Annotated in this window: 21 protein-coding genes; 13 read left to right on the top strand and 8 right to left on the bottom strand. The window is 35.6% G+C overall.

What is annotated here, in order from left to right; genetic code table 11:
* Positions 1-145: 145 nt before the first annotated feature.
* Entirely contained in the window at positions 146-571 is a 426-nt protein-coding gene (locus ACTNEP_RS10750; RefSeq protein ID WP_441161962.1) for an ester cyclase, read from the top strand.
* A 184-nt stretch (positions 572-755) separates the two neighbouring features.
* On the opposite strand, the gene ACTNEP_RS10745 is transcribed toward ACTNEP_RS10750, so the two are convergent.
* Entirely contained in the window at positions 756-1,880 is a 1,125-nt protein-coding gene (locus ACTNEP_RS10745) for a hypothetical protein (protein WP_441161961.1), read from the bottom strand.
* Between the two features lie 91 nt (positions 1,881-1,971).
* On the opposite strand from ACTNEP_RS10745, the gene ACTNEP_RS10740 reads away from it, so the two are divergent.
* The 10 genes from ACTNEP_RS10740 (at position 1,972) to ACTNEP_RS10695 (ending at position 12,079) form a co-directional block, all read left to right on the top strand.
* Positions 1,972-2,508: a hypothetical protein gene (locus ACTNEP_RS10740; RefSeq protein WP_441161960.1), complete on the top strand. Its 537-nt coding sequence runs from the start codon at positions 1,972-1,974 to the stop codon at positions 2,506-2,508.
* Positions 2,509-3,089: 581 nt separating this feature from the next.
* Positions 3,090-4,187, top strand: a complete 1,098-nt coding sequence (locus ACTNEP_RS10735) for an ABC transporter ATP-binding protein (protein ID WP_441161959.1) — start codon at positions 3,090-3,092, stop codon at positions 4,185-4,187.
* A 44-nt stretch (positions 4,188-4,231) separates the two neighbouring features.
* Positions 4,232-5,179, top strand: coding sequence for a carbohydrate ABC transporter permease (locus ACTNEP_RS10730; RefSeq protein ID WP_441161957.1), 948 nt, complete (start codon positions 4,232-4,234; stop codon positions 5,177-5,179).
* A gap of 34 nt (positions 5,180-5,213) precedes the next feature.
* Positions 5,214-6,473: an ABC transporter substrate-binding protein gene (locus ACTNEP_RS10725; protein WP_441161956.1), complete on the top strand. Its 1,260-nt coding sequence runs from the start codon at positions 5,214-5,216 to the stop codon at positions 6,471-6,473.
* 73 nt (positions 6,474-6,546) lie between these two features.
* The gene (locus tag ACTNEP_RS10720; protein ID WP_441161955.1) at positions 6,547-7,368 is read left to right on the top strand and encodes a carbohydrate ABC transporter permease; all 822 of its coding nucleotides are present in this window, start codon (positions 6,547-6,549) and stop codon (positions 7,366-7,368) included.
* A gap of 39 nt (positions 7,369-7,407) precedes the next feature.
* Positions 7,408-8,016, top strand: coding sequence for a hypothetical protein (locus ACTNEP_RS10715; protein ID WP_441161954.1), 609 nt, complete (start codon positions 7,408-7,410; stop codon positions 8,014-8,016).
* Positions 8,017-8,034: 18 nt separating this feature from the next.
* A complete protein-coding gene (locus ACTNEP_RS10710) occupies positions 8,035-8,952 on the top strand; it encodes a nucleoside hydrolase (protein WP_441161953.1) in 918 nt (305 codons plus the stop codon).
* A 19-nt stretch (positions 8,953-8,971) separates the two neighbouring features.
* Positions 8,972-9,739 carry a nucleoside 2-deoxyribosyltransferase gene (locus ACTNEP_RS10705; protein ID WP_441161951.1) on the top strand — a complete coding sequence of 256 codons (768 nt, stop codon included), beginning with the start codon at positions 8,972-8,974 and terminating at the stop codon, positions 9,737-9,739.
* Positions 9,740-9,858: 119 nt separating this feature from the next.
* Positions 9,859-11,202, top strand: a complete 1,344-nt coding sequence (locus ACTNEP_RS10700; protein ID WP_441161949.1) for an amidohydrolase family protein — start codon at positions 9,859-9,861, stop codon at positions 11,200-11,202.
* 100 nt (positions 11,203-11,302) lie between these two features.
* Positions 11,303-12,079 (top strand): IclR family transcriptional regulator, encoded by a 777-nt coding sequence (locus tag ACTNEP_RS10695; RefSeq protein ID WP_441161947.1) that lies wholly within the window; start codon positions 11,303-11,305, stop codon positions 12,077-12,079.
* 113 nt (positions 12,080-12,192) lie between these two features.
* Here the strand turns inward: ACTNEP_RS10695 and ACTNEP_RS10690 are convergent, their stop codons facing one another.
* Complete coding sequence (locus ACTNEP_RS10690; protein ID WP_441161946.1) at positions 12,193-14,463, bottom strand: AraC family transcriptional regulator; 2,271 nt, start codon at positions 14,461-14,463, stop codon at positions 12,193-12,195.
* Positions 14,464-14,601: 138 nt separating this feature from the next.
* Positions 14,602-16,086 carry an extracellular solute-binding protein gene (locus ACTNEP_RS10685; RefSeq protein WP_441161945.1) on the bottom strand — a complete coding sequence of 495 codons (1,485 nt, stop codon included), beginning with the start codon at positions 16,084-16,086 and terminating at the stop codon, positions 14,602-14,604.
* A 242-nt stretch (positions 16,087-16,328) separates the two neighbouring features.
* On the opposite strand from ACTNEP_RS10685, the gene ACTNEP_RS10680 reads away from it, so the two are divergent.
* On the top strand, positions 16,329-16,562 hold the full coding sequence (locus tag ACTNEP_RS10680; protein ID WP_441161944.1) for a hypothetical protein: 234 nt from the start codon (positions 16,329-16,331) through the stop codon (positions 16,560-16,562).
* A gap of 389 nt (positions 16,563-16,951) precedes the next feature.
* On the opposite strand, the gene ACTNEP_RS10675 is transcribed toward ACTNEP_RS10680, so the two are convergent.
* Positions 16,952-17,302 carry a VOC family protein gene (locus ACTNEP_RS10675; protein WP_441161943.1) on the bottom strand — a complete coding sequence of 117 codons (351 nt, stop codon included), beginning with the start codon at positions 17,300-17,302 and terminating at the stop codon, positions 16,952-16,954.
* Positions 17,303-17,438: 136 nt separating this feature from the next.
* On the opposite strand from ACTNEP_RS10675, the gene ACTNEP_RS10670 reads away from it, so the two are divergent.
* Entirely contained in the window at positions 17,439-17,903 is a 465-nt protein-coding gene (locus tag ACTNEP_RS10670; protein WP_441161942.1) for an SRPBCC domain-containing protein, read from the top strand.
* Between the two features lie 150 nt (positions 17,904-18,053).
* Here ACTNEP_RS10670 and ACTNEP_RS10665 read toward each other — a convergent pair whose 3' ends face one another.
* From ACTNEP_RS10665 to ACTNEP_RS10650, 4 genes are all read right to left on the bottom strand, one after another.
* Entirely contained in the window at positions 18,054-18,245 is a 192-nt protein-coding gene (locus tag ACTNEP_RS10665) for a DUF6366 family protein (RefSeq protein ID WP_441162122.1), read from the bottom strand.
* Between the two features lie 132 nt (positions 18,246-18,377).
* Entirely contained in the window at positions 18,378-20,018 is a 1,641-nt protein-coding gene (locus tag ACTNEP_RS10660) for a methyl-accepting chemotaxis protein (protein ID WP_441161940.1), read from the bottom strand.
* 18 nt (positions 20,019-20,036) lie between these two features.
* Positions 20,037-21,014 carry a BMP family lipoprotein gene (locus ACTNEP_RS10655; RefSeq protein WP_441161939.1) on the bottom strand — a complete coding sequence of 326 codons (978 nt, stop codon included), beginning with the start codon at positions 21,012-21,014 and terminating at the stop codon, positions 20,037-20,039.
* 426 nt (positions 21,015-21,440) lie between these two features.
* A complete protein-coding gene (locus ACTNEP_RS10650) occupies positions 21,441-22,007 on the bottom strand; it encodes a Maf family protein (protein ID WP_441161938.1) in 567 nt (188 codons plus the stop codon).
* Between the last annotated feature and the right edge of the window lie 5 nt (positions 22,008-22,012).

Raw genomic sequence — 22,012 nt, 5'->3', positions numbered from 1 at the left:
ATCCAACCCATAAAAAGTAGTCTATTTACTGAAAAATAATCCCTCAATTAGCTAAGAAAAAGGAGCAAATTGTGGAGTAAATAAAGGTATTTCATGAAAGAACTTGAAGATAGTATAAAATGGTATTTTAGGAGGTTTTTTTGAGTTGATTGTTCTTAACGAAAATCAAGTTTATGAATTATGGGTGAAAGCATGGAAAGAGGATGTTTCTATACTTGATAAGGTAACAGCTCCTACTTGCATGGTTCATCAGGCAAGAACTGACGGAAAATCTTCGACTGATAAAAAGAGAAGAGAAGCCTTAAAGGGAATTATTAAGGATGCTTGCGCTTTTTTTGATGATGTTAATATGAAGGTAGTAGTAGGTCCTATCATAGACAGTCCATATGTCTCGGCACGCTGGCAATTTACAGGAGCTTATAAAGGAGGCATGCCAGCTGCTAAGGCAGAAGTAGGAAAAATAATAAGCTTTAACGGTATGGACATTATGCAAGTCGAAGATGGGAAAATAAAAGGTTATTGGGTATCTTCTGATGGCGTGCACTTAATGGAGCAGCTAGAGGTATTTTGATTTGGTTTTCACCGTCGGGTATTCGAACGGGTATTCGAAAAAAGGGGGCATGTTGAATAGCATAGCTAAATAGAACTAGTGTAAACGAAGTCAAGAAACAAAGTAGTCATAGCTATTGTGTTTCTTGACTTTTTCTTTAGTTTTTTGCAATTTTGATCTTAACCATGTCCAAAGCTTTGGAGGGTTATGTGGTATTATTATTCGTTGCTTTTACAATTAAATAAGGTATCCACACGACAACGGGAAATAAAATAGCCATTCCAAGTAGATTCTCGGAAACTTGATAAATAATCGATTCATTATCTTCAAAACTCATTGCCACGGCCAGGGCAAAAACAAAAGCATTCACAATAAAAATTAACATAAAATACCAACGTAACGTGCGTCGCAGCATGAAGAAAAATAGTAGACTAATAGCAAAAAACATAATAAAGATTGGCCAGGGATTTTCCACAGAAAACCAGCCAAGTTTATATAGCTCTATTAATCCGATGGTAATGGCTAGCATCAGTGCATAGCTTAATAGAACAGCATTGGCAAGAGGTCGGAACAAGGATTTTTTTCCCTCGATGGATTCTTTATTATATTTTTCTGGTGGGTATATTCGATACCATTCTCGTTGTACCTCTTTCTGTTGAAGTTTCCAATTACCTTGATGTTCAAGTGGAATCTCGTGAATATTCGCTTCTAATCGTCTTATCCTTTCTTGATCTGTTAGCATATCTCTCTCATAACTATAGAGTACTTCTGTTGTAAATTGTACTGGGATATTCCTTTCTTTGAAATAGTTTAACCAGATATTAATATTCTCGTAATTATTGGGGAAAGGGAGCTTCAACAATTCTTTTTTTGAATTGGTATGATGTATAATATAAAGTATATAACTTTTCTCAATATGTGTTGTTCCATGTCTCGTTAGATATTCATTTATTATATATGGTGCAACCACAATCTTCTGTATAGTAGAAAGTTCAATCTCCAGCTTGGTTGGTTCTCTATCATACGTATTTTCCCATTTATTTAATTGAATGATATCTGGATATAACTTATAAGTTGTGAGATGGTTATTTCGCCAAATTAATCCACGAGTATAGAAAAACACTTTAATAGCTAGCCAAATTCCTAGTGGAATAAGCAGCATCAGTAAAATAGTCCAGATGTTAATATTATTGCTAAGTACGGTTATAGGTCCAACCACCATCGCAATGCTAAGTAGAAAAAGTGCGGAGATAATATAGGAAAATGTTATCCACCAGAAAGGGTCCATTTTTTTCTCTACATATTGATACATAACCTTATGTGATTCCATATTTCCTCCCAAAAAAACGTAGTTAGGTAACTAAATATTTGCTAAAATAAGTATAAACAAAAAAAGGAAAGTTGTGAAGATGTTGGATATAATGAATGATATTATCCTTTCAAAATGGCAATGGGTGACGGTGTTTTTTTCTGTTATTGCATTTATGGCGATGATAGTTGGCAGATATCCGATAAGGACTACTTTAAAATCTGGAATAATAGCTTTTTTAATTAATTTTGCAGTGGTTTCTTTTATGATTTATGTGAATATATCTACTGAACAGTCAAATATTGTAGAAATTGCAACGCCATCTGATGATAAGTATATTGAACAAAGATTAGTGGATGTGTTTGAAGAGAATAAAGATCGGTCACCAAATAAGGAGCTGGTTGGATTAGTGGAGCCACTTAGAGAAAATGACCATGTCACCTCTTACGTATATGTGAAAAACTTTCATGAGGAATGGGATTTTTATGGTAAGGTCAGAGTTGCTATATATGATGATGATGGCAATATAATGACGGATGAGGTGTTTGATATTTCCTTGGATCCGGGTGAGAAGAAACAAATCGATAATGATTTTGGTGATCCAAGCTTTGCTTGGTTCCGTTATGAGTTTTACCCAGAGGGAAATTGATGAGGATTAATGGAATAAATTGTGTGGATAAGTATCTTAAAGAGGAATATTAATTACCTACTATTGTTTTGATAAGTTATATAGATACAAAGAAAGTACCCTATAGCTAGACAAAAAGTCTAGCTATAGGGTACTTTCTTTAATCCTCATACATTTTATCATTTTCGGCAACTTTTGAACGGTAATCTTAGTTAAGGATATTGATTGGTGAGCCGATCTGGCATTATTCCGCTTGCATATAGTCAAGACACAGTTGGACCGAAGACACGTGCTGTTAGTGATGTAGCAACGGAGACAAGTAGAATCGTTTGACCATATGGTATAGCTGTTTCAGCATGTTTTTTATTAAAAGCTATTATATTAGCAAGACGCTTAACAGCACATCCTCTTACAAATTAAGAAGAAACAACGTAAGGTTATTTTACACAATAGTGTTTAGCTTAGAAAAATAATGATATATTTTATTTGTAAATAAGAACGATGTTCTTTAAATGAGAACAATTAATTGAAAATGAGAGGACGCCGTTTTAATAAACGTAGGTTCCAGATTCGTAAAAGTAAAAACGATTTGGGGTGATAAGATGGGGACAATCAAATTACAGCAATTATCTAAACAATACGATAACAAGCATTATGTTATCGAAGATCTGAATTTAGAGATTGAAGATGGGGAGTTCCTCGTATTGATCGGACCATCAGGTTGTGGCAAGTCAACGGTTTTACGTATGATAGCAGGGCTTGAAGGAGTAACCGAAGGAAATATTCTATTTGATGATCAAATAATGACAAAGTATACACCTGCTGAGCGAAATATAGCGATGGTTTTTCAAAATTATGCTTTGTACCCACACAAGACAGTATTTGAAAATATTGCGTTCAATTTAAGGAAAAAGAAGAAATTCACAAATGACCAGATAACTAAACTAGTACTATCAACAGCAAAACTTTTAAAGGTAGACAAGTTACTTAAAAGAAGACCAAAGCATTTATCGGGAGGGCAACGACAGAGGGTAGCTTTAGCGAGAGCAATTGTTAGGGAACCTAATGTTTTTTTGTTCGATGAACCACTTTCCAATTTAGATGCAAAATTAAGAACTTCTACTCGAACAGAGTTAGCGAAACTACATAATAGATTGAAGACAACGATGATTTATGTAACGCATGATCAAACAGAAGCAATGACACTAGCTACGAAGATAGCAGTTATGAAAGAAGGTAAAATTCTCCAACTAGATACACCTATGAATATCTACGATAATCCTGCTAATTTGTTTGTTGCTACATTTATTGGAACTCCACCAATGAATATTATACGTGCAAGCATAGAAGATGGTAATGATGCACTTGCTATAAAGATAAATAATATTTCCATTCCTCTTACTGATCTCCAGACGCAAACGTTACAAAAATATGATGAAAAGGAGGTTTTAATCGGAATTCGCCCAGAAGATTTTTATGTAACTGATACAAATGATACGAGTATAGCAGTAGAAATTGAAATGATCGAAAACATGGGATCAGAGCAATTTGTATACTGTAGTATCGACCATCATCAAATAACGATAACAGCTACGAGTGATAGGAATCTTCAAATGGGTGAATTACTACCAATAAGTTTTGAGATACAAAATGTAAAATTCTTCGATATTAATACGGAGGAAAATCTGCTTATTAACTAAGTAGACTGTGGTGGAATGTTTTGAAAGAGGGGATGTGAGAATACGTGCAATTTAACAAGAACTCAATGGCATGGTCAAAAGTCAGGAGATGGAGAAGTATTCAACTACGAATTGATCGTATTTCGGAATCAAAAACAGCTTTCACTTATTTAGTTCCTTCAATAGTATTAATTTTTTTCACAATCATTTTTCCAATGATTTATGCGTTTATTATGTCCTTCATGGAGACAAGCTTTGTAGCTGGAAACCTTACATATGATTTTGTCTGGTTTGCAAATTATCTTAAATTACTTTCAGATCCAAGAATTCCAACTATTTTAGCAAATACAATTATATTTACTGTTGTGAGTGTATTAGGAACATTAATCATGGCATTTGCCATATCCTTAACTATTCATCATGGGGCATGGGGAACTTGGTTTTTTAAGCGACTATTTTTAATTCCATGGGCTCTTTCAAATGTTGTCAACGCCCTGATGTGGCAGTGGATGTACAGCGCCCAAAATGGAATCTTTAATGAAATTCTTCTAAGTATCGGTGTGATTGATGAATCGATTATGTGGCTTAATAATGAAGCTACTGCATTAGGTGCGTTAATTATTGCTGACATTTGGAAAAGTACACCTTTTGCAGCATTATTAATTTTGGCAGCATTGCAGTCGATTCCAAAAGAATTATATGATGCTTCAAAAGTAGATGGTGCAGGTGCGATTGCTCAATTTAGAAATATAGTATTACCGACGATAAAACCAGTTCTATTAGTGGTATTAACAATTCAGACGATGTGGACGTTACGAGTTTATGATTTGATCGCAGTCTTGACTAACGGTGGACCCGTGGATAGTACGATGGTTATAAATGTATATGCTTATAATCAAGCATTTCGGTATCAGGATATAGGCTATGGATCTGCGTTAGCTTATGTCATTACCTTCATTACACTATGTATTACGGTACTTTATGTAAGAGTTTTAGGTAATGAAAATAAATAAGTTAAGTATAACTATTTAAAATCAGGAGGTAGTGATGGAAATGTTTAAAGGACCAAATTTTTTGTTTATCTCCATTTTATTATTAATCTTTGCAACTGGTTGTAATAGTGAACAGGCGGAGGGTGAGGAATCAAGTCAGAAAGAGATTTCTATTCTGTATGTAGAAGATCAGTTTTGGCAGGACCAAGCGCAGGAATTTGAAGAAGAAACAGGTATTAAGGTTAATTATGAAGTGATTGGATTTACGGAGCTCCACGATACAATGTTCACGCAAATGAGTGGTGGAAGTGATGAATATGATGTAATTCATGTAAGAGATGATTGGGCAGCGGAATTCGCAGCACAAGGATTCCTAGAACCATTGGATGAATATATTACGGATGAGATGAAGGAACCTTTCACAGATATCAGTTTTGAAAATCTCTCGTATGACGGAAGTATCTATGGTATACCACGCTATTTATGGTTAACACAACTTTACTATAATACAGAGATTTTTGAGGAAGCAGGCTTGGAGGGATCACCGGAAACATGGAATGAATTAATTGGTTATGCTCAACAAATAAAAGAAAATACAGATATAGACTATCCGCTAGGATTACAACTCCGTGAAGAGGATGCTATTCGACCATTTATGTACACAATTCGTACAGAAGGCGGGGAGTTCTGGGATTATGAAAATAATCAACCTGATTTCAATACTCCTGAGGGTGAAGAAGCAATTCAGCTTTGGCAGGATATAAATATAAAACATCAAATTTTGCATCCATTATCTTTTGAGGAAGATGCTGCAAGAGACCTATTTTTTCAAGGTGAGCTGGCAATGTTTATCGGATATCCAGATATTCCCGGATATGCCAATGACCCTGAACAGTCAAAAGTTGTTGGTAAAGTAGAAGCAGCGCTAATGCCAGGAAATAAAGTAACTTCAGCAAGTTTAGCAGAAACCGGTGGTATGGCTATTCCATCCACCTCAAAAAACAAGGAAGCAGCATTTGAATTTATCCAATTTGCTACGGGGTATGAACAAGAGAAGAAAATGGCACTATCTGAAGTTGCTCGTATACCAGCAAATTTAGAAGCGTTACAAGATCAAGAAGTTATCGATACCTATCCCCATTTTGGTATTGTTGGTGAACAGATTGAGTATCCACATGGATTATTTAAGCATGAACGAGCAACATTGATTAGCGATACCGTATCTCGACACCTAATTCAAGTAATTAAAGGTGATTTAGATTCAAAAGATGCATTGGATGCGGCCGAGCAGGAAGTAACAAGTATTAACAATTAACTATCATAGTCGGAGCAGTTTTTTCTGCTTTGACTATTGATAAATAATTCTAATTGTGAAAGAGTTGATCCAATTGAAAAAGGTAGCAAAGAATATTTTAACTGGAATTTCTTCTATTTTTTTATTGATTTATTTAGTGTTTCCGTTTTTTTGGTTAATTATATCGAGTGTAAAGTTACCAGTTGAAATGTTTCAAAGTCCGCCAACCTGGTTACCTGAAAATGTGAGTTTTAGATATTATAAAGAGCTATTAACAACAGATTCTTTTACCAGTTCTTTATGGAATAGTTTACTATTCGCTACATTTACAACTGTGCTCTGTTTAATAGTAGGTACGTTAGGAGCTTACACTTTTTCCAGACTACGTTTCCCTGGGAAAAAACAGCTTTTTCTTCTGATTCTATGTACACAAATGTTGCCACAGATGGCACTACTTATTCCACTATTTATATTAATGCGTACTACAGGGCTTTTATATACTCATATAGGTTTGATCTTGGCTTATGTCACATTTTCTTTGCCGTATGTTATTTGGATGTTCCGTGCATTTGTAACAACCGTACCATATGATATTGAAGAAGCTGCTAGAATTGACGGCTGTACCAGGATTGAAGCTGTGATCAGAATGGTTGTTCCATTATCACTGGCAGGCTTTGTGACGACGGGGATATTTGTTTTCATTGGTGCATGGAATGAGTTCGTATTTGCTTCTGTTTTCACAGATTCTAGTCTTAAAACAGTTCCATTGCGAATTGGTGAGATGATTGGACAAGCTGGAGTGCAGTATGAATTGATTTTACCGGCCGGTGTGATTGCAAGCTTGCCAGTAATTTTATTAGTAATGATATTTCAAAGATATATTATTCAAGGTTTAACTGATGGTGGATTCAAATAGTTTTATAGTTTTTATAGGAAATCTGAAGGAGGCTTTATTTTGACTGAATTTATGAGTTATGATCCATGGGCAAATATTCGTACAAAGAATGGCATTCCTGGGGATGAAATTATCTCTGCCTTGCAGAAATCTATCCGTCGTGGATTGGAAGAGGAGGCAGTAGAAGTAGCCTATGAGATGTATATTACAAGTCCACAATTCGAAGATAAACTATGGAGACGTCTACAGGCAATAGCTATTGAAGATATAGGATTTGGAAATGTCCAAGCACCAGTAATCATTCACACGCTTAATCAGATTCGTGAAAATTTCCCCTACAATGATGGTGATCGTCCAATTTTCTTTGTACATGCAGTTCGCTTTTTGTGTCAATGTGAAAAAGATCGCTCAAGTGATTGGCTAAAGAATATTGTAATAGAGGAGTTTAATAGAGGGAAAAAACCGGAAATTCCCGAATTTGCTTTAGATATACATACCCAACGAGGTAGGGAACAGGGGAAGGATATCCTTCATTTTCTTCATGAAGCAAGTCAAGTGATTCCAGAAACGGCTGACGTTAATACGGATTACAAAGAAAGGCTACTGAAAATTATTGCTTCAGAATCGGGAACAAATAAAAAATTTTCCTATAATAGCTGGCAAGCATAAAGAAAGGTGTAAAGTCTCATGAAAAAAATACTGCTAGATGTAGATACAGGTATAGATGATGCATTAGCAATTGGTTATGCAGTAAGATCATCCAAAGAAGCTGAATTATTAGGCATTACTACAAGCTATGGAATGGCACCAGTTGCCTATACCTGGAGGAATACTAAAGTTCTATTAGAATTATTAGGAGTTGATATTCCGGTTTGGAAAGGTGCAGAAAGGCCATTAGAACTCGATCGAGAATATAATGGTTTAATTCATGGTGATGATGGATTAGGCAATACATTAGGAGAAATTACCGAAGAACCAAAGTACCCAGATAGCCATGCTGTAGATGCAATAATTGAACAGATACTAACCTATAAAAAGAAGCTAACCTTAGTGACAACAGGGCCTTTGACTAATCTTGCTTTAGCTATAAAGAAGGAGCCACGTATTATTGAGGAAATTGGCCAGGTCGTATCAATGGGAGGAGCATTAACAACTCCTGGTAACGTCACTAAATTTGCTGAAGCTAATTATCATATTGACCCCCATGCTGCACAAATCGTCTACACATCTAATTTGCCAATTACAATGGTAGGCTTGGATATTACAAGAAAGACTTTATTAACCAAATCTGATGTGGAAAGGTGGAAAAAGAAAGGCACAGATATTGCTGACTTTTTTGTACAATTTACCGAATATTACTTAAATGCTTATAAAAAATTGCATCCTTATCTTGCAGGATGTGCACTACATGATCCATTAGCGATTGGAGTGGCGATTCATCCTGATTTTATCAAAACTATATCTTTGCCAATTCATGTGGATACTGCTCCAGATGCGTTAGGAAGAACAAGTGAAGATTTATTTCGAGATTATTCACGGACTCAGGTAGGTATTGAAGTAAATGCAGAACGATTTATGGAGGATTTTTTTAAGAAGCTTGTTTAGAAAGAAAGGAAGAGAGTGAATGAAAATAGATGAATTATTTTATACTGTCATTGATGGAGCAGTCACTAAGTGCAGGGTTCATTTACATAATGGGGAGATAAGATATCTGACGTCCCCGTATAAGAAAAGTATATATGCGGTGACAAAAGACTTGAAAAAAGAGATAAAATTAACTGATTATGTGTTTCGAACAAAAGAAGTTGCACAGGAAGCAATTCTAAAACGTAAGATTAATCCCATTGCTTTAACTTGGTTTGATTTTCATGAGGATCAAAGACCAAAAATATATATTGCTGGATTCCATGTGTTTCGTCCTGACGGGGTGGAATATGGAAAAAAACTGCGTAATCTTTGTCAGCAATATAGATTTCAAGGATTATATCCCCGAGACAGAGAGCCATATGACAACTTGGATAAGCAAGGAAAGGCAACAATGATTTATTTTGCAAATGAAGGATTAATTCGAAAGGCAGATATTGTTATAGCTAATTTAAACCCTTTTAGAGGTCACGAACCAGATTCAGGTACAGTATTTGAATGTGGCCTTGCATATGCATTAGGGAAAAAAGTATATGGGTTTATATCCGATAACCGTAATATGAAGGAAAAACTTGCTGATAAGTTAAATGTAGAAAATGGCATGGTTGACGGAATGCTGATTGAGGATTTTGATCTACCATTGAATCTGATGTTATCAATCTCTTCTAACATTATAGCAGGGACATTTGAGCAGTGTCTGCAACAAGTAGCAGAAGACATGAATATAATAAATGCAACTAAGGAATAAGCAAACATCATTTGCAAAAAATTTATTTTTTTATCCAATTATAAGAACTGAGTTCTATAAATAAGAACAGTTGTATTAAAATGAATGATTTGTTTGTTATAGCGGAAGGGGTAATGAAGATGGAAGAAGCAAATATTATAATAAAAAATTGTAATCTATTGACACCCGATTTTGAAATAGTAGAAGATCAAACAGTAGTCGTGAAGGATACAAAAATTGCAGCAATTGGTAAAGCAGAGATTTTGCTAAAAAATTATAAAGCAAAAGAAATTATAAATGGTAAAGGTAAGCTTTTAATGCCAGGGTTAGTGGACGCACATACTCATATGTGTCAACAATTTTTACGAGGCAGGACTGACGGAGAATATCCTATGGTTTGGGCGCGAGTCCTAGTTCCTTTCGAAAGCAGTTTGGAAGAGGAAGATGCCTATTTAAGTGGGTTGTTAGGTGGTCTTGAAATGATTAAATCAGGAACAACTACTTTTAATGAATCTGGTGGTGTGCATATGAATCGTGTTGCAGATGCAACTATCGAATCGGGTTTGCGGGCATCGTTAACGTACTCAACAATGGACGATGCCCCATTTGTACCTGCTAATATGAAATCAGTTTCTCCACAAGAAGCTAGTGAACAAATTGAACAATTTTATCGGGATTACCACGGGGAGGGAGACGGAAGAATACGGATTTTCTTTGCCTTACGTCAGGTGATGACGAGTACGCCAGGGTTAATAGAATTAATGGGAGAAAAAGCAAGAGAATATCATACAGGTTTGCACATTCACCTTTCTGAACACCGTGATGAGGTGCGTCATTGTTTACAAAACTATCAGAAGCGACCAGCAGAAGTTTTTGACCAATTCGGCCAACTTGGTCCCAACTGGGTAACGGCCCATAATGTATTGTTATCGGAAAATGAAATTGAACTTCTTAGAGAAAAAGATGTGAAGCTTGTACATTGTCCACGAGCAAATTTTGGAGGGCATGGTGTACCAAAAACCCCAACTATTTTAAAAAATAATATATCGCTAGGGATAGCAAGTGATGGCGCAGCTAGTTGCAGTTTAAGTTTATTTGATGAAATGCGTACATTAAGCACCGGATTAAAGAGTCACTATGGAATTCATGATTTTGACCCATTTGTGATTACTGCTAAGCAATTACTACATATGGCGACCTTGGGAGGAGCATCAGTACTACAATTGGAAAAACAAATAGGTAGTATCGAAATAGGAAAGAAAGCGGATCTAATATTAATTGATATTGATCAGCCGCACATATCCCCTTCGCATTCATTAATTTCTACTATTATTAATGCGGTAAACAGTAATGATGTAAATGATTCTGTAATAGACGGGAAAATTGTAATGAAGGATCGGGAAGTGTTAACACTTGATGAAGAGAAGATTCTTTATGAAAGTAAAAAACGTATAAAAAAAATAGCAGAGAAAGCAAATATCTAATTAAATCAACAATCATGCTTATGCTATTTCAAATGGGTAAATAATATTGATATAATAAGTAACAAACAATACCCAACTGTCAATATACAGGAGGAAGAATATGGGCGAACATACGAATAATAATTTAAAAACAGTCGATCGTATCTTGTCATTATTGGAATGTTTTACTGATGACAATCCAGAATGGGGGGTTACAGAATTAAGTATCGAACTTGGGCTATATAAGAGTGTAGTACACAGGATGTTAAGTACGCTTGAAGACAGGGGATATATCACGAAAAATCCTGACACGAAGAAATATAAGCTAGGTCTGAAGTTGTTTGAATTAGGAATGGTCGTTTCCCGCCAAATGAACCTGAAAGAAATTGCCAAGCCGGTTATAGAAGATCTTTCTCAATTAACCGATGAAACAGTGTTACTAACCATTGTGGATGGAAAAGAAGGAGTATGTATTGAAAAGTTGGAAAGTGGGCAATCCATTAAATCTACTTCGCAGTTAGGGAAGAGAGTACCATTATATGCAGGTGCACCTACAAAATTACTTCTAGCTTATTTACCAGAGGATACAATTAAAAATATATCGAAAGACCTCAAAAGCTTTACTAAGCACACGATAACGGATCCTGAACAATTAAAAGAAGAATTGCTGCAAATCCGACGGCAAGGTTTTTGCTACAGTTTTAGTGAATTAGATTATGGTTCAGCTGGTGTTGCCTATCCTATTTTTAATCATCAACAGAAAGTCATTGCATCGCTAAGCGTTGTAGGACCAGAATTTAGGATGCAAGACCGTATGGATGAAATATCTGAAAGTGTAAAAAAAGGTGCTCAAACTATCTCTGAGCAATTAGGTATGAAAGTAGAAATAATCCATTAATATCTAAATAGACTGTGTAATTGAGAAAGTGGTATCTTTTACTTCACAGTCTATTTAGTAAAAAACTATTGAAAATATTCCAGCACTCCATCAAAGAGCTGCAATTCTTCATCCTATTCCATCCCCATTTTCTTACGATAATTCCCCGGAGTCATTCCTACAATCTTTCGGAAAGATCGGATGAAATTTTGCGAGTTATTATAACGAAGTTTACTAGCAATCTCTTTAACAGGCATTTTCGTATTTTCTAACCAATTTTTGGCCATTTCAATCCGATATTGTGCTAAATACTCACTAAACGATATATTAGTTTCTTGGCGAAATAGATTGCTTAGGTAACTTGCATTATAATGTAGACGCTCCGCAATCCTTTCTAACGTTAAATCTTGATCGTACTCTTCATGAATCATATGGATAACCCGTTCTGACAGTGAATGATACTGTTGTTCTGAACGATTTTGGAGATGATCAATTATTGGGTAAATCATTACTTGTTTGAACCAATTTTCGACATCTTCTCTAACTCGGAAACGATAGAGATAATGAATCAGTGTTTGTTTGTCATCAATCATATCTATTTCGATCGCTAACATCTCCGTCAATTCTAATAGATTATTGATAAATCGAAGTATCGAGATTTCATACTGTGTATAGGTCAATTGCTTATTAAATATATTATCAAGCAGTTCTGTTAACTTTTGATCAGCCCGTTCCCGTTGATTCGTTTTTATGGCAACAAATAGATCATGTTCAATTTGCTTTGGATAAAAGGTTTTGAACGTATGCTGCTCTTCCAGTGAATCAAACCAGATAATTTTACCTTTGCCTAATATGATCGTTTGTCGCAAAGCTGCTTCACTTTTTTGTAGTGCATCATTGGTTTCGATTAAATGATAGTATTTGTTACTAATCCCAATAGTAATAGAGATTTTCAATAGCTCAGTAATGGTTTCTTTTACTTTTTTTGATATCTTATCTACGTACTCTTTATATCTCTGACTTTTATCTTCACCCATTAATATGGTTACTTGTTTATCTTCGAATACGGTGGGTGTCAATCGTTCATTTTCATCCAATAATTCATTTATAATTGTGTTAATGGAAAAAAGAATCATATCATGGTCGTTATTAGTAAATCGTGTTCCTTCTATCGAATCGATTTTTATCAGCATAACGGTATACCAGTGGTTATGATTGATTTCCGGTGCGAGTTTTTCTTTTATTTCATTTTCGGTCACATTGCCCATGATTAATTTATTGATGAAAAAAAGCTGTAGCTGATTCTTTTGAGATTGAACCCGTTCTTCTAATGTTTGATTTTTGTCGAGGATCGTATGGATCTGTTTTGTAATTTGCTCAATTTCATCTTGGGATTTCCTATTATCATTCGGCAATTTCATAAGATGAATAATTTGTTGAATAGGCTTATATAGCTTTCCGGAGCCAATAATAGCTACGATAATAAGTCCTAACACAATAACAAGACATATGATAAAGGTAAACCAGCCAATAGCATAGGAAGATGCTTGGAGATCATTTAATCGAATAAGGTTCATATACGTCCAGCCGTTATAATTAGAAATACGATAGGTAACGGTATATTTCTCGTTATTATAGTCAATGTGCATTTGATTGTGTACTTGATGATGTTGTTGTATTTTTTCGGTAATAGGATGATTCTCCAATGAATGAATCTGACTTTGCTCGCTGCTTATAACAACCTGATTATTTTCATCTAATACGATCGTTGATCCATTATTTTCCTCCAATAACATTCTATCTTGCAAATCACAAATTGGCAGGGTTGCCGCAATAAATCCCTTATTATGTACGGAACTAAGCGGCAGCTTTTTTACTATAGTTAGATAGCGCTTACAATTATTAGCGGATTCATCGATAAAAGTATCTTCGGATTCTTGAATTAACCATGTTGACTGATTGGTAAGCTTACTAAAGGATTCGATCAAATCTTTATCTTGGTTGGTTAATTTTTTTAATCCTCTGTTCCGGATTAACCACATTTGTTCCTTATTTATGTACGCTATATCAATTACTCCCGAGTCAAAACGCTGCAAATAGTTTAGTTCTTTCTTTAAATTTCGATAGAGAGGAAATTGATTCGGTTCCATAGGTTCTTCCAGTAGTCGATTGGCAAGAGGTGACATCGCAAAATTCGTTAGTGATTGATCCACTTGCTTTAATACCTGTTCAATCGTCATCTGGGTTTGATAAATCGTATGTTCTTTTTCTTTTTCTACTTTATTTTGAATACTGTTAGATGAGATAAGAAAAGAGAAAATACCTACCAATAAGACAGGGATGATTCCAAGTAATAAAACAAATGATAATAGCTTTAAGTAGAATTTTTGTCTTTTCTTAAACAAATCATCCCACCTCCATTTTTACGTTCTTTAACAATTAGCACGACGCTATAATTTTATCATAGCGTTCAGCTATTTCCTATCACATAACGGAAAAATAGCTGTTAGTTAAATAACAGCCATTCTCCGAGTCATTTCCTATTATTTTGAAGCATTGAATTCTTCGATGACGTCATCACCACCGGCAGCTTGCCACTTTTCGATTGCTTCGTCAAAACCTTGTTCATCGATTTGACCAATAATATAATTAAATGTTGCATCGGTAATAATGGTATCCAATTCCTCTCTTTTCATATCATAGGTTTCAGAATCTAAGGTTACAGTAGGGTTTTCAATTAAATAGTTTTCGTTATCTTTAAACAATTCCTCTGCTTTTTCGCGAGCTTCTAAAGGAAAAGCACCTTCATAACGTCCATTTGTTTCCGGTTCACCAATCTCAAAGGTTTGGTAGGGGATTACTTCACGGTCTAATTTACTGCTATCATCAATCGTAACAGCTTTACCATCTTCCACGGTGTAATGCTCCCCTTCGATTCCCCAAAATACAATGTTTGCAACTTCTGGTTCCATCATTTTATCGAAGAATGCTAAAATTGCTTTTAAATCTTCCTCCGTTTCTACCGTGGATTTCGGAAAGAAATAAGGATGATTAAATCCAGGAATACCCCAGATTTGATATTCACCATTTGGCCCCTTTATTTGATTGTGTACTTCTAATTCTATATTTGGATTTAAAGCAACAGCATCGCTGTGGAGTTGACTAACATCACACATACAGCCGATATAAGCGCCTGCTTTTCCAGATTTGATCATGTCCTGTTGATCAGGCTTACTTGTAACAGGGAAATCTTGATTAATATAACCATGCTCATGTAATTCTTTCATAAAGTCCAATGTTTCTTTATACTCTGGGAACATAAAGGCTGGCAGTAATTGTCCATCTTGCTCACCCCACTCGTTGGGAGTGTTAAACCAAGATGCAATTGTGTTAAAGGAGCCATATGCTAAATCACCACGATCAGCTAGGCCTATTGTGTCGTCCACGCCGTTCCCATCTGGATCATTTTCGGTAAACTGCTTCATCATTTCAAAAAAATCATCGGTGGTTTCAGGTGTATCCAATCCAAGGTTATCTGCCCAATCTTTTCGGTAGATAATCCCTTGTCTTGATAAAGGACGTCCTTGATAAAGTGAATAAAGCTTTCCGTCTACCCTCATGTTATCTAACACTTCATCTTTTAAGTTTTTTAAATTATCGTATTCATCTAAATAAGGTTCAATTTCCCAAAATTGCCCGTCTTTAATTGCTTCTTTAAAGTTACCTTCAATTGGTATGTTTGCAACCATAGGCATACTGTCTGTCGCAAAAGCTGTGTTCATCCGATCTTGATAATTATTTGCTGGAACAAACTGCAAATCTAATTTTACTCCCGTTAATTCCTCTATTTTTTCTTCAATCATCGGATCAGGTGTTTCAGCCGAATGTAGAGGAGCTAATATAGATATTTCCTTTACATCACCATGATTCTCATTATTCGAAACGCTTTCATTATTGCTGCAAGCAAATAAAATGATAACAAACAACATAAATGTAAATAGAATAATTAATTTTCTTTGCCTTTCCATTGCTTCACCCCTTTTTTTGTTGGTTATAGTTTACGATGAGATCTTAGATTACGTATATAATCAAATCTTTGTTTTAGATGATAAAACGAATAGAAATAAGTTCGAAGAATGGTGAAAACTAATATAATGATTATTTCTAATATAATGATATTTTTTCGAATTGTCATTAAGGAAATTCATACATTGCCATATATGAAATAAAATATTAATGGGATAACTGATAATAGGAAAGGAAGTAGTGAATGACTTTACCGGAAGTAATTCTAGAATGTTTCCAGGACAAGCAAAAACCAATGACCATTCAAGAAGTGGAAAGTTATATCAGCCAGCATTATAAACAAAAGTGGAAAGATATTGGAACAACATTAGCAGATATGGTACCGATAAATTATGGCGGTAATTTTTCTTCCACTGTTCCACATCAATACAGAAGGTTAAAGAGATTAACAAGAGGAACATATACTTTAATAGATTAAGGACCAATTAATGATGAGATGGATGGTGTCGAGAGACGATTAAAAGAGAAAAGCAATGCTTTCACGGAGCATTTTATTAATTTTATTTGAAAGCAGTAAACTAACCGAGTTTTTACGTGCCAAAGTGGGAGAGCGCACCTTTAAATGTTATTAGATAGAACACCTCAATCAAATAGATTGAGGTGTTCACAGTTACACTATAACCATGACCTGTTTTTCTCGATAGCCCGGAACCGATGTTTTCGGTTAAACTCTTTGCCTGAATCTGTTCTAAGTTCTAAAGTTGAAAGCCATACTCATTACTTCTTTACAAGTTTTGGAGAACCCCTTTACCCCGATAGGCTTAAGATATTACATAGTCGAGTTCTGCTGGATCATACCCTTCACCCTTATCTCTCACATACCATCATATGGTTTCCATCTGGATCTTGAAAGTTGAAGAAATGACCGAATTGAATTTTAGAAAGTAATGTTACCCCTTTGTTTTTTATATACTGATAGGATTCTTGAATATCTTCGGTATCAAAATGGAAGGCAGGTGTTTTTAGGATCGTTTCTTCCCGGTAGATTTGACTGTCCAAAACCACATTTAACCCGTTTAATTCGATAACATAAAGGTGCCCTCCAGGAAAGTCATCAACAGGTTCTTTGTCGAGTAAATCACAGTACCAGTCACGTGCCTTCCGAATATCTTTCACAGGAATAAATACAGCAGTAATTTTGTTATTTAATGGATTCATAATAATCCCTCTTTTTTTTATAAGTTTTGGTAATATAGCCATATTATGATGTAGACAACTAGTCAATGTTATATCATACTTTTGAATACTATTGTCAGTTGTATGATAAAATAGCATTCAAAAGGAGGTAGTTCCAATGAATTACGGTACACTTAGTCAACATAATGGAAGATACTCGCTAACATTTGAATATGAATTTCTACTTTCTCCAGATAAAGTATTTGATACATTAATCGACCCGCCTTCCTTTATCCAATGGTATCCATTCGCAACAACAGAAATGGATATAAAAGTCGGTGGTAAGCTGAAGTTTGATGATGGGGAAGGTTCTGTATATGAAGGAGAAGTAATCGAGTTAGAGGCACCGCACACCTTTGTATTCCAAGAGATAGACGATTTGCTTGAAATGCGTATAAGGGAAAGAGAAAATGGCTGTCTATTTACGTTTAAGCATTCCTTTGATGACGCCTCAATGGCCATGTACATGGCTGCAGGTTGGCATCGCTGTCTAGACGTCTTTCAGCAACTTGTTAAAGGTGAGCCAGTAAATTGGAAGGAAAATGCTAAAGAGTTGCGTGAATACTATAGTGAAGCCTTTTAAAAAAAAGGGGGAGTGAGCCCAAATGTAATTGAGGCTCTTTTTTGATTATTACACAAAACATTTTTGAAATATAATAACGAAGTAATTTTGCATAAAACTACCCAGCTTACTTTTGTTATAAGAGAATTACTCGTGGTGCTATTCGTACTGTTAGTGAAAGAAAACCGAATAAATGATAATACTTAAAATAACGATAAGAATCAGGATTCCAGTACCCTTCCAGCTTAAACTTCCGACTAAATCGGGCAATCTACTACCTTGAAAACTACTAGCAGGATTTTCTTTAAGTTCTTTTTGTCTTAATGTTTCTCTCTTTTGTTCAGGAGTTTCTTTTTTCGTCAGTCATCTTAGCACCACCAGTTCATCAAATCTTACCACAATAGAGACATAGATTTTGTAAAAAAGCATACCAATCAAAAAAAGTGATTAGTATGCTAGGTGATTTTGCTGAGCTACTTTTTCTCTCATTAATTTCTAGATTTGAAAGCGACTCACTTTATTTTGTAATTCTTGTGCCATTTCTGCTAACACTTTCGTAGCAGCTGATACTTCTTGAATAGAGGCTGTTTGCTGTTCCGTAGCACTTGCAACTTCCTGAGAATGATGAGCAGTTTTGTCTGTAATGGACAATACTTGATTCATCGAAGTAACTAGTGTTTCTTTATTTTCTTTCATTTGATCAAGAGAAGTCGTCACTTCCACCATACGTTCCTGAACATCTGTGACAACCTTCGTAATATCTCCGAATGCATCACTTGCTTCAGATACAAGGGAGGAACCTTGTTTAACTGCTTGATTTCCTGCTTCCATTGATTCTACTGCTTTTACAGTGGTTTGTTGCATCACTGCAATTAAGTCATTAATTTGGCGAGCGGATTGACCTGATTCTTCCGCCAATTTTCTCACCTCATCTGCTACCACGGCAAACCCTTTTCCATGTTCGCCAGCTCGTGCTGCTTCGATTGCAGCATTCAGGGCAAGTAAATTGGTTTGTTCAGCGATATCCGTTATTATATCGACAATTTTATTTATTTCCTGAGAATGAGTATTTAATCCTTCGATTACCTGACCAGTATCTTCGGTGTTTTGGTTAATAATGTCCATTTGCTCGCTAACACGTTTAACGGTCTCCATCCCTTGCTCAGATTGTTCAGAAGCATGATTGGAAGATGCTGTTGCGCGTGAAATGCGAGCTGAGATAGCTTCAATATCTTCTGCGATCTGTTCGACATTTCGGTTAGACTGATCAACATTATCAAGTTGTTGTTCAGATCCATCTGATACCTCTTGAATGGAATCGGCAATTTGCTCAGTAGCTGATGACGTTTCATCTGCATTAGCACTTAATTGCTCTGCAGAAGCAGCTACACTTTGGGCTGTTTCTAATACATTGGCAATTAATTCTTTTAAATCTTGATTCATGCGGGCGAAACTATTATGTAATTGTCCAATTTCATCTCTTCGTGCTGTTTCCTCAATTGATCTGGTAAGATCACCATTGGAAATAGCATCTGCATGATCGGTAAGGGTATAAATTGGTTTTACGATCCGATTTGTCATGATAAAAGAAAAGCTTCCTGTTCCTAGTAGTAACACTATCCCTGAAACAATCGTGAACAAGATGATCGAATCAATCTTTGTTTCTAGTTCTTGTTGTGCTGTTTGGTAGTTTTCATCCACAATTAATTGTAATAAATGAATATCGTTTTGAAGCCCCCTAGTTCTAATCGATTGTTTTCTAGCCTCTGCTGCATCTTTTTCATCTAAAGCTACTGCGATATCATTATTTAAAGCTTCTAGCTTTTCTTCCATCTTGCGTATTTGATCTTCTGCACTTTCGGTATTAGCTAAACCCCTTAAAATATCGAAGCTGTTCTGTAAGCTGTTTTGAACAGCTTCTGCATCTGCATCTGTTCTGTTTAGAGAAAAACTGCTTAAACCTTGCTCCACTGATATTACTGCACTATTTAGTTTTTCGACATCCACAAGCTTTTCGACATTGTCGTTATTGGAAGAGTAAATTTGAGTCATTTGAAATGCGATAAATCCGATAATAATACAGGCGATAGTCAAAGGTAATAGTGAGTTTAATCTTAATTTTTGTTTTAAATTCATGTGTTTCACCCTTTCTCCTTATTCGTTCACTGTAATCTCATTAGAGTTGATAGCGTCTGTCAGCTCATTCAGCTGATTTTCTTCATCTGATGTGAGAGAAAGAACACGAATAGGAGCTAATCCAACCCCGTCATCACTTAAACCTAATTCCAGATGTTCACTTGTTAGCTCACCATTTTCCACAAGTTCGGCTGCTAATGTGTACATCGCCACATCAATATTTTTCATCATGGATGATACAACAGTATCTTCACCTAAATAATATTGGTCAGAATCGACTCCAAATGAATAAATGCCTTCTTCCTGTGCTTGATTAATTACCCCAACACCTGTAAAGCCTGCTGATGGATAAATATAATCTGCTCCTTCATTGATTAGTTCAGCAGCAATTTGTTCACCAAGCTGATCATCTCCAAAGTCTCCTGCAAAGCGATCTATTACGGTTGCATCAGGATTTGTCGCAGCGACTCCTTGTTTATAGCCATTTAAAAATTTATGGATAAGCGGTGTATCCTCTCCTCCTACAAATCCAACGATATCGGATTCTGTTTTCATACCGGCAATAGCACCGATCAGAAAACTTCCTTCATGTTCCTTAAAGGTTACGCTTGTGACATTAGGTAAATCTATCACACTATCAACAATTACAAATTGTTGATCAGGATATTCTTCCGCAACTTTCAATAAATCTTCTTCCATCATATACCCAAGACCGATAATTAAGTCATTACCTTCCTCAATTAACTGGGATAAGCCAGTTTGATAATCTCCGACATCTGCCAACTCACGATAATCAAAAAGTATACCTAATTCATCACGTGCATGTTCTAATCCGTAAAAAGCAGAGTCGCTAAATGATTGGTCACCAAGTCCAACGTCTGACAACATAACACCGATGTTAATTTTATCATCCATTGTAGAGGGGGTAGTTTGCGCTGAGCACCCTGCAATCACCATCATAAGTGACAAAAATAATACAAAAGTCCAATTTCTCATTTGTTAACCTCCATGATGTTTGAATTATATAGTTTGTTTTTAAGGTATTTATACCTATATCAACATATTCTAAAATAACATACTTTTTACTCATGATTCTATTGTTTTGAGTGAAATGTAATAGAATATTTACATAAAAAAGAGGTTAAATCAAAAAGAAAGTGTTGAGTCTAGAGCCGGACTATATGCTAATAGAGCGTAGGAAATATTGTGGGAAAGTGCAGTGTGAAGGCCCCGCAGTACGCGAACTTCTTTTTTGAGAAGGCTGAGGACAAGCCCATGGAAAGCGAAGTACTTTTCCAAAGGTATTCGCACAATTTGTTCGAAATTTGCTGGATAAAAAACACTTTTGTCTCAGCCTCTGGTAGCTTATCTATATTTTATCATGGTGTTAAACGTCTGTAAGACCATGTTCATAGTCTCAGTTTATCTGGGGGAAATCATAAATTTGTTTAACTCTCGGACAACACGAGAGATAGGCAAGCCGACAACATTATAATAGTCACCAACAATCCCTTTTACAAACATCGCCCCAACATTTTGAATTCCGTATCCGCCAGCTTTATCATATGGTTCATCTGTTTCAATATAGGAGATGATCTCTTCTTCAGTTAACGGCCAAAATTCTACCGTAGTGCTTTCAACAAATACTACTTCTTTCTCTGCAGAACGTAGCATCACACCAGTAAATACTTCATGTTTTTTACCACTCATCGCTTCGATCATTTTGTAGGCTGCCTGCTTATCTGCCGGTTTTTCGAAAATGTTTTGTTGAAAGGAAACAACCGTATCCGCAGATAGAATTACTTCATCTTTGTCTTGAATAGGGACTTGTCTTCCCTTTAACATAGCGAGCTGTTTGACCTTTTCCTCTGGATTGGTTTCCGTGATTTGAGATTCATCGACATTAGGCTTTCGTATGGTATAAGAAATATGTACTTGCTGTAATAATTCCTGTCTTCTTGGTGAAGAAGAAGCTAAGATTAAATGCATGGCTA

Origin of the sequence: Gracilibacillus sp. HCP3S3_G5_2 (genome assembly GCF_052063305.1) — a bacterium.
Taxonomy (GTDB): Bacteria; Bacillota; Bacilli; order Bacillales; family Amphibacillaceae; genus Gracilibacillus.
This window is presented reverse-complemented; position numbering and strand designations above follow the sequence as displayed.

Coding starts and splice junctions, on each gene's coding strand:
- ACTNEP_RS10745 (WP_441161961.1), bottom strand. CDS start 1,880: ATGGAATCACATAAGGTTATGTATCAATATGTAGAGAAAAAAATGGAC.
- ACTNEP_RS10740 (WP_441161960.1), top strand. CDS start 1,972: ATGAATGATATTATCCTTTCAAAATGGCAATGGGTGACGGTGTTTTTT.
- ACTNEP_RS10735 (WP_441161959.1), top strand. CDS start 3,090: ATGGGGACAATCAAATTACAGCAATTATCTAAACAATACGATAACAAG.
- ACTNEP_RS10725 (WP_441161956.1), top strand. CDS start 5,214: ATGGAAATGTTTAAAGGACCAAATTTTTTGTTTATCTCCATTTTATTA.
- ACTNEP_RS10710 (WP_441161953.1), top strand. CDS start 8,035: ATGAAAAAAATACTGCTAGATGTAGATACAGGTATAGATGATGCATTA.
- ACTNEP_RS10705 (WP_441161951.1), top strand. CDS start 8,972: ATGAAAATAGATGAATTATTTTATACTGTCATTGATGGAGCAGTCACT.
- ACTNEP_RS10700 (WP_441161949.1), top strand. CDS start 9,859: ATGGAAGAAGCAAATATTATAATAAAAAATTGTAATCTATTGACACCC.
- ACTNEP_RS10695 (WP_441161947.1), top strand. CDS start 11,303: ATGGGCGAACATACGAATAATAATTTAAAAACAGTCGATCGTATCTTG.
- ACTNEP_RS10685 (WP_441161945.1), bottom strand. CDS start 16,086: ATGGAAAGGCAAAGAAAATTAATTATTCTATTTACATTTATGTTGTTT.
- ACTNEP_RS10680 (WP_441161944.1), top strand. CDS start 16,329: ATGACTTTACCGGAAGTAATTCTAGAATGTTTCCAGGACAAGCAAAAA.
- ACTNEP_RS10675 (WP_441161943.1), bottom strand. CDS start 17,302: ATGAATCCATTAAATAACAAAATTACTGCTGTATTTATTCCTGTGAAA.
- ACTNEP_RS10670 (WP_441161942.1), top strand. CDS start 17,439: ATGAATTACGGTACACTTAGTCAACATAATGGAAGATACTCGCTAACA.
- ACTNEP_RS10660 (WP_441161940.1), bottom strand. CDS start 20,018: ATGAATTTAAAACAAAAATTAAGATTAAACTCACTATTACCTTTGACT.
- ACTNEP_RS10655 (WP_441161939.1), bottom strand. CDS start 21,014: ATGAGAAATTGGACTTTTGTATTATTTTTGTCACTTATGATGGTGATT.
- ACTNEP_RS10650 (WP_441161938.1), bottom strand. CDS start 22,007: ATGCATTTAATCTTAGCTTCTTCTTCACCAAGAAGACAGGAATTATTA.